This is a genomic window from Niabella agricola, from assembly GCF_021538615.1.
Taxonomy (GTDB): domain Bacteria; phylum Bacteroidota; class Bacteroidia; order Chitinophagales; family Chitinophagaceae; genus Niabella; species Niabella agricola.
Genome location: NZ_JAJHIZ010000003.1, coordinates 2,012,908 through 2,024,620, shown reverse-complemented (window position 1 = coordinate 2,024,620; position 11,713 = coordinate 2,012,908). Strand labels below are relative to the sequence as shown.

Below are 11,713 nucleotides of genomic sequence, written 5' to 3'. Positions count from 1 at the left end.
TTGCAAAATTTTCTGTTGCAACGTTTAAAGCAACAATAAGGATTGCAACAGTTTTGTTGCAATTTTACATGCTGGAAAATATTTTGCAACCGGGAGTGTACCGTCGCAATGATAGGGCGGGCAGGGGCAAATTCGGGCACAAACTACCTGAAGTTGTTGAATAACAACCAAAAGTGGTGGTATGACAACCAAAAGTTGCGGCTTTTTTTTGGATCCGGGGTGCCGGATAAAGCACCTTTGTGACATCAAAAAAATAAAATAGTCGTTATGTTAAATGCAAAGATCATCGGCAACAGGATCACAGAAGCACGGAAAAAACTACATACCTCGCAGGCGCAACTGGCGGAACGGCTGTTCATCAGTTCCCAGGCGGTGGGAAAATGGGAGCGCGGAGAATCGATGCCGGACATTGTTACCTTTACCCGCCTGGCTGAAATACTTCAGGTGGATCTGAATTATTTTTCAAACGGGTCTGTCACCCCGGAGGCTTTGGTTCCGGAACCGGCGGAGGCCCCGCTGGCGCCCGCTGCCGCCGCAGTAGATGACCAGCCGGCGCCTGTAGCGGCGCAGGAAAAACGCGGTTGGGATATGTCGCGCGGTAACTGGGTGGATGCCGATTTTTCCGGCCTGGATGGTTTGCACGAGCGGTTCAGCGCATCCAATATGCGGCGCTGTAAGTTTATCGGTTCAGACCTATCGGGCCTGCTGCTGAAAAGCAATCATGTTGAGGACTGTGATTTTTCCGGTTCGGATATCAACAACAGCCGGATCCAAAGCTCCCACTTCACCAACAACCAGTTTACTTCCTGCTCATTAAAGGAAACCGTGTTTTCCGGCAGTTATATCACCGGCTGTAATTTTTCAGGCGCCGATTTTACGGGTACGGTATTTCGGTCCGGCGGCCAGGAGAAAAATACCATTGCAAATGCTACCTGGAAGCGTACTTCGTTTATCAACTCGTATATCGCCAATGTTGTATTTGACGGCATCATAGAGGATTGTTATTTTGAGAACAGCGTTTTTTCCAAAGTGACCTTTCAGAACGCCACGCTGATTAACACGTTCTTTAAATGCAGAAGTTTGAAAAAAATACGGTTTATCGACTGCCGGGCAGACCGTATGACCTATGAATTCCTGAAGAACGGAAAGGCAAACCTGGAGGGTATTGCGTTGCTGCCGGGATAACCGGTAAATAAGATGGGTTCCTGTAATGGCTATGTTTATTGACAAACTCCGCTAAAAATGATACTGATATTTAAAACCAATATTGCCGGTGCTGCTGCTGCAAACAAAATTCTGCAGCTGGTGAAACAACAGCACCAGGTAACCGCCTGCACCATCGACCTGGAAGATTGCGACAAGGTACTGCGCGTTGTAGGCGAGGTTTCCAAAGACACCATAGTGGATTGTGTGGCGCAAATGGGTTTTGCATGCGAGGAGCTGTAAAGTGGATGGTTTGTGCTCACCGTTATACAGATTATCATGGAGTGCTTTATATATTTATTCCGGGCCTCCTGAATGTATTACCGAAAACAATCCCGATGGCTATCGCATATGCGTCCACTTAAGAAAAACTATTCTGATATAAAACACACAGGCAACCGGCAATTACAATTATTTGGCCAAAAGTGCAGCGCTCCGGTTGGACCGGTGGCCTGAAGCAACAGGTACGCTGCACCTTTGATGCCGCTGGTGCCGGTTTGCTAAGAGTATCAGCGCTTTGTTGCAGCTTTCCAGTTAGCAAAATCAGCTTAGCTTCACCTATGCGATCGCTATCAGGGTAGCATCACAAAATATATACAGCCACAGTTTGCCGGCTGCATCGTGCATCCATACACCTGTATGTACCCGCCCGTGCGGTCGTTTGCTACTCAAATTGTAAGAGGCTACTGCTGGTGGTAACCCATTGTGGAAGCCGGGCATCCAGCGTAAGGGCCGCTATCTGCACGGCAGGGCCGGCCGGTTTATAAAGGACCACTTTCCAGTAACGCGCAGCAGGGTTGGCCATCTGTTGCGGTGTAAGCACTACCTCCAGCCGGGAGGCACTGGCTGTACCGGTATTTAATACACCGCTGAGTTGTCCATCCGCACCATACACACGGGCCGTTATACCCGGGCTGCTGCCCAGGGTAATGCTGAAGTCTCTTAGTTTTTCCGGTACATAAAAAAACAGGGAGAGGGAATCTCCTTCTATGGCGCTGGTGCATACCCGGAAGCCCGCCCCGTGCGCATTGGTTTTATAAGCGAAGGCGGCGCCCTGTACCTGCGCCTGTATGTAAGAGCCGCGGTTGTTAATATCCAGCAGGTACGGCGTTTTTGATGCTGTGGGAACGGGTATGTTTTTGCCTGCACGTATTACACCGGTTGTATGCACCTGCTGCCCGTTGCGGCTGGTAAGCCGGTAGGCTACAAACTCTCCGTTGCTGCTGATGGCGTTGATGTGTACGGAAGCAGGAGCGGTTGTTGTTTTATATAACAACATCCGGATGCGGCCATAGGTAGGTACCACGGAGCCTGGTTGATTTGCAGGATTAGCAACGGCCTGTACGGTGAACGGCGGCTCGGGGCGAATGTCTTCAGCAGAGAGCTGCAAACTCTGGTCGGGATCCTGTACGGCCAGCAGCTGATCAATACCTGTTTCGTTTTTTGTAAGTGCAGAGGTATAGGCGGTATCCATGAGCCCGTTGGCTTTCAGGTGCCATTGCAGCAGGGACAATACATTTCCGAACGACCGGAGCCGTTGTTGCTGCAACCGGTCTTTGGGTGTATGGAGGGCGTTTTGGTAATGAGCTTCCAGTTGCAGGTAAGCCGGCGCATAAATCTCCTTCAGGTGCGCAGGGGTAAGGTTATACCCCGCGTTGGGGTGCGCCTGGTAAAACCGGCGGAAAGCCGTATCCAGCACGGCATACAGCTGTGCTATATGCGGGGCAGCTGCGGTGCCGTATGCTTTCTGGTAATAAGCCGTTAAAAGTACGGCAGCATCCTGTTGCGGGTCCCATTCCATTTTTGCCATGATATGATTGAGCGGACCAAATACCGGCCATATGGCCATGCCGTACATGTACACGCCTTTAAAGCCGTAGCGGTGCAGCCGGGGATAAATAAAATTGAGAATCTCCGGGGCCGGCGGTGTAAGAATGCCCAGGGATTGCATGAGCACGGTGGGCAGATCGAAGTAATAGACATCAAAGCCGTATTTTTTTGAGCTTTCGCCCCAGGCGCGGATGATGCGGTCCCAGTTGGCGCGGGTTTCCGGCCGGTACAACTGGAAGCCGTAGCCGATGGAGGGGGCTACCACCAGTGAAAGATTGGGCTCCAGCGGGGGGATGCCTTTTTCCGGCGGGTAGAGGTACTGGGCATAGATATAGCCGCCCAGCTTGCGGTCCGGAAATTCCTTCCGCACAATCTTTGCCACATCATTATAAAATTTTAGCACCAGTGTGGTAAGGGAGGTTTTGCCAAAGGGATCGGTTTCGTACAGCGCCTTGCTGGCGATGCTTTCGCTCCAACCTACCCCATCGGAGGGGGAGATGGCATACCAGCGTTGCGCAGGATTTTTGCGGAAGGTTTCGATGACCACATCGGCAAACGCCTGTACCAGCTGCGGGTTGGTGGTTTCCAGTTTATACGATCCGGCAGGCGGCACCGGTTTGCCATTGGCCTGCGCAAACCAGTCGGGGTGTGTTTTAAACAAAGCAGCGGGGATGGTTTGCTCCCAGGCATGTTCGTGCTCCACGGCGGCAAACCGGCCTTGTTTCAATCCCATTCCCCAACGGGTAAGCGTGGGGCCCGGAATGGTTTGCGATACCACCCGGAAATTGAATACCGGGGATACACTGCGCTGCAGCGGCGGAATGGTGAGGGTGGAGCGTGGAATAAACTGTTCTCCTGCCGCACCGGGCTGTAGCCAGCTTACGCCCAGGTAGTCTTCAATAAATGTATACACGCCATTGGAAGTGCCGTTGCTGCTGCCACCCAGGTAGCTGACCTTACCCGCATTGGTATCGGGCCCCAGGATGAAAATATTTTTTTCCTTAGTGACTATTTTAAACCCGTCGTAGATAAGCTCTTTATCATTAAGACCGGCCGCCACAGCAAGCGTGTTCTGACCCAGGCTGATAAAAGGCCTTTCCCCACGAGGGGCTGCGTTGATAATTGCCGGAACCGCGCCCGTTACTTTTTTAAAATAATGTTGCAGTGCCCGTGCCGCATCTTTAACAGACGCTGGCGCTGTGGGAGCTACATAGATGCGGTAGGCCGTGCGTCCTGCTTCTACCAGTGTAAGGTCTTGCTGTGCATACAGGCCGGTGCCGCACAGCAAGGCCGCCACGCAGAACAAGGGGGACCACCATTTTTTAATAACCATAATCCTGTGTAAGGTTGGGGTTGGAGTTGATCGAGGTAAGCGGGATGGGCAACAGTTCATTTTTGTTGGCCTGGAAGCCCTGTGCCAGGTTGTCGATGTATTTGGCGTTTAAAGCACTCATCCACGCTATAGCGGCATAGCCGGGCGGTATAGGAGTGGAAGGCGTTTTTTCATCCAGTGCATTGCCCCATACAATATCGCCGGGCGTATTGGTCTTGTACCACATGGTTTGGGGCAGGTTATCGTAGGGCGGGGTTTTGGCCAGCATTTGATTCAGTACGGCCTTGGCCGCTGCAATCCTTGTCCCCAGCTGGTTCCAGCGGATGAGGTCGTATTTGCGGATGCCTTCACCGGCAAATTCAAACCAGCGCTCGTTTTTAACAGCGGCAAAAAATCCTTCTTTATCGGCAGGTGTAGCGCCCATTTTATCTTCATTGCCCAGGAAGGCCCGTTTACGTACCGCCTCAAAAGCAGCAATGGCTTCCGGTGTGGGTCCGTTGTTGAGCTCGTTCTCCACCTCGGCAAACATCAGCAGCACATCCGGCAGGCGCACCAGCGGTGTGTTTACACCCCATTGCTGGGCGGTGGAGTTGGGCAGCGGGTTGAGCCAGTCGAGCCGGAACTTGCCCAGTACCCAGGAGTTCATGGTGATGGGCGTACGGATCATGGTATTAAGGTTGGTATTATACGGCGCAAAGGATACATCCCGGCGGGTATCATATTTACTGAACGCATACAGGTAGGAGGGCAGCACATGGAAGGAGCCGCCGCTGCCGGCCAGGGCGGTAAGGCCTACAGGCACATAACGCGGCCCGTCAATATATCCGGTGCTGCCCTCAACAGCCGTGCGGCCTACACCGGTTTCAAAAAGCACTTCACCATTGGGTTCAATTTTATACGCGAGGATATTGTCTTTAAAAACGGCTTTAAAGCTGGGGTTGAGGCGGTGTTTATCGGGTTTTTGAATGATGTCGCGGCATTCATCGCGGACGATCTCGTATAACTTGAGGTAATCCTGCCGGCGCTCCATCTGTCTTGATTTGCGAAGGGAATAACCGGCGGCGTATAAAGCGATCTTGGCACGGATGGCTTTTACACTGCCCCTGGTGAGCCGTTCGTCCAGTACGGCGGCAACGCCTTCGCCCCGCCAGGGTACCAGGTCTTCCGCGGTTTTAAGATCGGCGAGGATGCGGTCGTAGATCTGGTCGCGGTCTGTTTTAGGTAGGGCCAGGTCTTTCTGGTCCAGGCTGGGTTCAAAAGGGGCGGGCACATCGCCCCAGTTTTTAATCAACTCCAGGTAAAAAAAGGCACGCAGCGTTAAGGCCTCCCCATGCAGGCGCTTTAACGCTGCCTGTTCAGCGGCGCTGCCGTTGGTATACAGGTTCATTTTGGGAATGTTCTTAATGCAATTGTTAGCACGCTCAATACCCAGGTACAGGTTTTCAAAAGCCAGGGTGAGCTGGTTGTTGGTGGGGTTGATGTTGTAGCGCGAGATATCGGCCTGGCCATTGTCGCCGCTGCCGGTGGTGCCCCAGCCCTCATCGCTATCCAGCGAAAAACGGGTGGGAATGGTGCCTCCGTTAAATACGCGGGAAAGCATGGCGTATACGCCCATGGTGGCACTGGTAGCATTGGCCACATTGCTGAAAATATTTTCTTCACTGAAAAGCGTATCCGGATTCTCCATGTCCAGGTATTTTTTACAGGAGCTGAACGGGGCTGCTAAAAGGCAGCAGAGCAGGAAGATGACAGTGGCTTTATTGTATTTCATGATCAGACAGATTTAAAATGAGAGATTAACACCAAACAGGTAAGCACGGCTCCGGGGATAGGCGGCATAGTCTACACCGGCTACCACACCACCATTGGAGCGGTTGCTTACTTCCGGATCAAAACCGGTATACCCGGTAATGACCCAGAGATTATTGACCGTAGCATAAAAACGCAGTTTGGAAATTTTGGCACGTTGGGTAATAGCGGCGGGCAGGGTATATCCCAGGGTAATATTGTTTACGCGTAAAAAGGACCCATCTTCAATGGCCCATGAATTCAGGCCGAAGGCACCGCTGCCGGATTTGGGCGTCCAGATCCTGGTGTTGCGGTTCATTTCTGCCAGCTTTACGGGGTCTGTTACCAGGTTGCCGTTTTCATCCAGCTTTTTCCAGCGGTCATTCATAATGGCCAGCAGGTTAGTGCCGCCGTTATAGCCGTTGGTGAACTCCATTTTGTTGGCATTGAAAACATCGTTGCCATATACAAAATTGAGGAACACGCTCATATCAAAATTTTTATAGCGGAGCTGCTGGTTAAAGCCGCCTGTGAATTTGGGATTGGGATTGCCGATGATGGTCTGGTCATCCAGGTTTACGATGCCGTTGCCGTCGATGTCTTTGTATTTCATCATACCTGGTGCGGCTTTTTCACCAAAAATGCTGCTGGGATCGGGTTGCCCGGGTTTGAGGGTGGGGGTGGTGCCGCTCCAGTTAAAATCATCCACGGTATAAAAGCCATCGGAGATCCAGCCGATCATGGTGCCCACGGGTTGTCCTACTTTTACAATAAAGTCCGGTGGATAACTGCTGGGGGCAATACCGGAGGCAACGAGGTAAAAATCCTGTTGCCGCGCCAGCTTTACAATTTTATTTCGGTTGAAGGAAATATTGAGGTCGGCGTTCCAGTTAAAATCGCTGTGGTTGATGATTACTCCCTTCAGCTGGAACTCCAGTCCCTTGTTTTCAGTTTGCCCCACATTTTGCAACTGTGTTTTATAGCCCGAATTATAGGGAATGGGTGCATTTACCAGCAGGTCGTGTGTGCGGTTGAGGTAAGCGTCCGCCGTCAGTTGCAGCCGGTTATTGAACAGCGACAGGTCCAGACCAATATTGGCGGAGCGTGTGGTTTCCCATTTCAGGTCCTTATTGGCCAGCGTAGCGATGGTTTGCGCGGGGATTACGGTTTCCAGCAAATTGTACTGGCCCGCATTCCGGTAGGCGCTGAAGTAAAGATAATCCTGGATGCGGTTGTTGCCCGCAACCCCATAGGTGAGGCGGAATTTCATATCGGAAATGAATGTAAGCTGTTGCATGAAGGATTCATTGGAGATCCTCCAGGCCAGGGCCGCGGAGGGGAAATAACCCCAGCGGTTATCAGCCGAAAATTTGGAAGAGCCGTCTGCACGCATGGTAAGGGTGAGCAGGTATTTATCAGCATAGCTGTAGTTAGAACGGCCAAAGAAGGATACAGTACGGCTCTCCGTGCCGGAGGTACTGGGGGAAAGTACAACGGGGATGCCCAGCGACAATTGGGCCAGTGCTTTTTCTGCAGTGATGCCCATGGGAAAGTCCCGCACCTGGTTGTCGATGATTTCATTGCGGGCGTTGTAAATTTCATGTCCGGCCAGGATGTTAAGGCTGTGCCCTTTGCCAAGCCTGGGCGTATAGGTTAGTGTATTGGCAAAGTCGAGGGTTTGCCCTTCGTAATCGTTAATCTGCACCATGGCCCTGCCACCGCCCAGGAAGCGGCCTTTGAGTGATTCGGCATCATCGAAGTTTTTTAGTTTGATCTGGTTGAGATCTACACCCAGCGTGCTTCTGAAGGTAAAGCCCTTTGCAAAATTGTAGTTGATAAAGCCGTTGAGGTTTAAAAGGTTTTTTCCGGTATGCCGGTATTCTGCGTTATTCAGTGCAATGGGGTTGATGAGCGCCAGCCCGTTACCCACGCCGATTTCATTGTAGTAATTTTCATCGATCTCATCTTCGGCCACATCGCCCATAATGAGGGGACGGTATTTGACTACATTGCGCAACTTATTAAAGTGTTGTGCGCCGGCATCCGAAGTGCCTGCTCCTTCAATCTCCTGGCGGTTATAGCGGGTGTTTAATCCTATTTTCAGTTTACTGCTTACGGTATGGGCAAAACGGAAGTTGAGCAGGTGCCGTTTATACACCGAGTTGAGCACGATGCCCTTCTGGTTATTACCGGTATAGCTGATGTTGAACTGGGTAGCTTTATTGCCCCCGGTTACACTAAGGTTATGTGTTTGCTGAAAGGCCGGGTTGTTGAGCACTTTCTCCTGCCAGTCGACCGCAGGCATGTTCTTAAGCGCCTGGATATCGGCCCAGGTTCCGTATACATCGTGTTTGCCGGTAGCATAGGCACCGGCCCGTTCCCATTGCCATACACCAAACTCATAAGGACTCATGACTTCCAGTTTATTGGCGAGGGTATTGTAGCCAAAGATGCCGTTATAGCTAACGGTGGTCTTCATTTCCCGGCCGCCCTTGGTGTTGATGATGATGACCCCGTTGGCGCCTCTTGCCCCATAAATAGCCGTGGCAGATGCATCTTTCAAAACATCCACGGATTCGATATCCTGCGGGGCCAGACCTGTCAGGCCGTCTTCTACCTGTATGCCGTCTACAATGTACATGGGCGAGTTATCCTGCGTAATGGAGTTGCCGCCGCGGATCCGGATCTTTACTTCCGCACCGGGCGCACCTTCTGAAGTGGTGATCTGCACACCCGCCAGGCGCCCGTTAAGGGCTTCGGCTGCAGAAGCAATGGGGATATCAACGATCTGGCGTGCGGTTACAGAGGAGATGGAGCCTGTAAGATCTTTGCGTTTAACCGTGGCATAGCCGATGGCTACTACCTCGTTCATCTCTGTGCTGTTGCTGTCCATAAAAACGTTGAGCACCGGCAGGCCCTTGACGGCTGTTTCATAGGTTTTAAAACCTACATGACTGAAAACAAGAACGGCAGTTGAGGTATTGACTACGGACAACCGGTATTTTCCGTCGGGGCCGGTACGTACGGCTGTTGCCGTGCCTTTTAGTGAAACGTTGACGTCGGCCAGCGGGCGGTTGTCAGACCGGCTGAGCACCTGACCTTCAACGCCCGATTGCGCAAACAGCGTAATACCAGGACAAAGAAGCATCATGAATGATAATAAAAAAGTTTTCATCATTTAGTTGTTTTATGCAGGTTTCTCTTAAGGAATGATCGAAACAGGTGCAAGCATCTCGATTTTTTGCCAAACAAGAATACTGATTTTTTACTAACATTAAGATCAGCGGAACAATCAAAAACTATGAGAGCGTTCCCGGTAACGTTCTCGGAAAAAGATCTGAAGATGCGCTGTGTCTTCCTGCAGGTGAGGTTAGCGTTTTCCCACAGATGAACGCTGATGTATGCGTTTATGTAATGAGCCGCATAAATCCGCGAACCAATCCGCGCTGATCCGCGGGGAAAATTTACCGCAGATAAGCGCTGATAAAATAGTGTATGCGTTTATGTAACGAGCCGCGTAAATCCGCGAACCAATCCGCGCCGATCCGCGGGGAAAGATTACCGCAGATGAACGCTGATGTATGCGTTTATGTAACGAGCCGCGTAAATCCGCGAACCAATCCGCGCTGATCCGCGGGGGAGTTTACCGCAGATAAGCGCTGATAAAATAGTGTATGCGTTTATGTAACGAGCCGCGTAAATCCGCGAACCAATCCGCGCCGATCCGCGGGGAAAGATTACCGCAGATAAGCGCTGATGTATGCGTTTATGTAACGAGCCGCGTAAATCCGCGAACCAATCCGCGCTGATCCGCGGGGAAAGTTTACCGCAGATAAGCGCTGATAAAATAGTGTATGTAAATGTCCGCATAAATCCGCGAACCAATCCGCGCTGATCCGCGGGGAAAGTTTACCGCAGATAAGCGCTGAATAAAATAGTGTATGTAAATGTACGCATAAATCCGCGAACCAATCCGCGCTGATCCGCGGGGAAAGTTTACCGCAGATAAGAGCTGATAAAATAGTGTATGTAAATGTCCGCGTAATCCGCGAACCAATCCGCACCCATCCCCGGGGAGGTTCTCGCAAATGGTTCTATGCTTTAATGGGTTTTACGCCGGTAAGATTACCATGCTCAATTGAAAAAAGAAGTGGTGCATTGGTCTTCCAGGCGCCCTTTGTAAAATCCGGAACGGCAACAGGGATGGATTTCCCGGCTACGGATTTTTCACTTAAAGGACCAATTGATGACCAGAGCGCGGCATCATATACGTTGTGATCAACCGGTAACCCGTTGCGCAGGCAATCTACCCAGCGCCAGTCCATCAGGAAGTCCATGCCGCCATGACCGCCAACCTGCTTGGCCATTTCACCCAGGTGTTTTACCAGCGGCAAGGTGTATTTATCTTCAATCTTTTTCATTTCTGCTTCTGGCAGCCAGTCTTCATGACCCACCGATATCCTGCCGGGCAGGGGATATTTTTGTGCCGCGGCCCTGGTGCCGCTGATAAGGTGCAGTCGTGAATACACCCTGGGCGAGCTGGTGTCATGCTGTAGCATAATGGTCTTGCCTTTGAATGTTTTGATAACGGACGTATTCATATTTCCCCGGAAGGGTGCATTCAGAAAGGGTTTGAACATTACCGGATCTTTCCGGTAGGCTTCTTTTTCCAGTTCGTTCAAGGTAAAATCATTGCTGCTCATCGATACCAGGTATTCCATTTTATCGCCCCGGTTAATGTTCATGATATTGCAGATAGGCCCAAGCCCGTGTGTGGGATACAGGTTGCCGTTGCGGTTAGCATTTTCCCGGAGCCGCCACAGGTCAAAACGTTTGGAAGGATCAAAAAGGCTTTCGGCAATATCGTGTATATAGGCGCCCTCGCCATGAATGATCTCTCCGAAAAAGCCCTGGCGCGCCATGTTTAAGGTCAGCAGCTCAAAAAAATCATAACAACAGTTTTCCAGGAAAATGCAATGCCGTTGATAGGTTTCGGAAGCTTTTACCAGGTCCCAGGCTTCCTGTATATTGTCATTGGTGCCAATCTCCATGGCCACATGTTTACCGTGTGCCATGGCATAAATAGCAATGGGGATATGCAGCTTCCAGTGTGTGGCAATATACACCACGTCGATGTCCTTGCGTTCGCAGAGCCGCATCCAGTCATCGGCCTTGTCTGTATATAATACCGGGTTAAAGCCACTGTTCTTGATACTTTCTTTTGCCAGCCGCGCCCGCTCGGGGCGGATATCGCAAATGGCATTTACTGCCACATTTTCGATATAGCATACCCGTTTAACGGCGGCAGCGCCGCGGTTGCCTACACCTATAAAACCAATGCGCACGGTTTCCAGCTTCGGCGCCCGGTAATTGTTCATGTTTACGCCCGGAGCCAGCAGGGAAGACGGAAGGATGCTGGCTTCTGCAGCACCTGCGCTGACAGCACCGGCTCCGAGGACACCGAATATTTTTAAAAAGTCTCTTCTGTTCTGATTCATAAAGCAAATTTCAGCCTTTCGGAATATAAAAAATGATGCCGCACTTATGGCCGGACCGCTA

Annotated in this window: 6 protein-coding genes; 2 read left to right on the top strand and 4 right to left on the bottom strand. The window is 51.2% G+C overall.

The window, feature by feature from the left end:
• The first annotated feature begins 267 nt into the window (after positions 1-267).
• Together LL912_RS13890 and LL912_RS13885 are read left to right on the top strand one after the other, a co-directional pair.
• Positions 268-1,185 carry a pentapeptide repeat-containing protein gene (locus tag LL912_RS13890; RefSeq protein ID WP_235554179.1) on the top strand — a complete coding sequence of 306 codons (918 nt, stop codon included), beginning with the start codon at positions 268-270 and terminating at the stop codon, positions 1,183-1,185.
• A 57-nt stretch (positions 1,186-1,242) separates the two neighbouring features.
• Complete coding sequence (locus LL912_RS13885; protein ID WP_235554178.1) at positions 1,243-1,446, top strand: hypothetical protein; 204 nt, start codon at positions 1,243-1,245, stop codon at positions 1,444-1,446.
• A gap of 421 nt (positions 1,447-1,867) precedes the next feature.
• Here the strand turns inward: LL912_RS13885 and LL912_RS13880 are convergent, their stop codons facing one another.
• From LL912_RS13880 to LL912_RS13865, 4 genes are all read right to left on the bottom strand, one after another.
• Positions 1,868-4,366: a DUF4838 domain-containing protein gene (locus LL912_RS13880; protein WP_235554177.1), complete on the bottom strand. Its 2,499-nt coding sequence runs from the start codon at positions 4,364-4,366 to the stop codon at positions 1,868-1,870.
• Positions 4,356-6,137, bottom strand: coding sequence for a RagB/SusD family nutrient uptake outer membrane protein (locus LL912_RS13875; RefSeq protein WP_235554176.1), 1,782 nt, complete (start codon positions 6,135-6,137; stop codon positions 4,356-4,358). Before LL912_RS13875 ends, LL912_RS13880 begins: the two co-directional genes overlap by 11 nt.
• Before the next feature lie 12 nt (positions 6,138-6,149).
• Complete coding sequence (locus LL912_RS13870; protein WP_235554175.1) at positions 6,150-9,332, bottom strand: SusC/RagA family TonB-linked outer membrane protein; 3,183 nt, start codon at positions 9,330-9,332, stop codon at positions 6,150-6,152.
• A 916-nt stretch (positions 9,333-10,248) separates the two neighbouring features.
• Positions 10,249-11,652 (bottom strand): Gfo/Idh/MocA family protein, encoded by a 1,404-nt coding sequence (locus LL912_RS13865; protein ID WP_235554174.1) that lies wholly within the window; start codon positions 11,650-11,652, stop codon positions 10,249-10,251.
• Positions 11,653-11,713 lie beyond the last annotated feature (61 nt).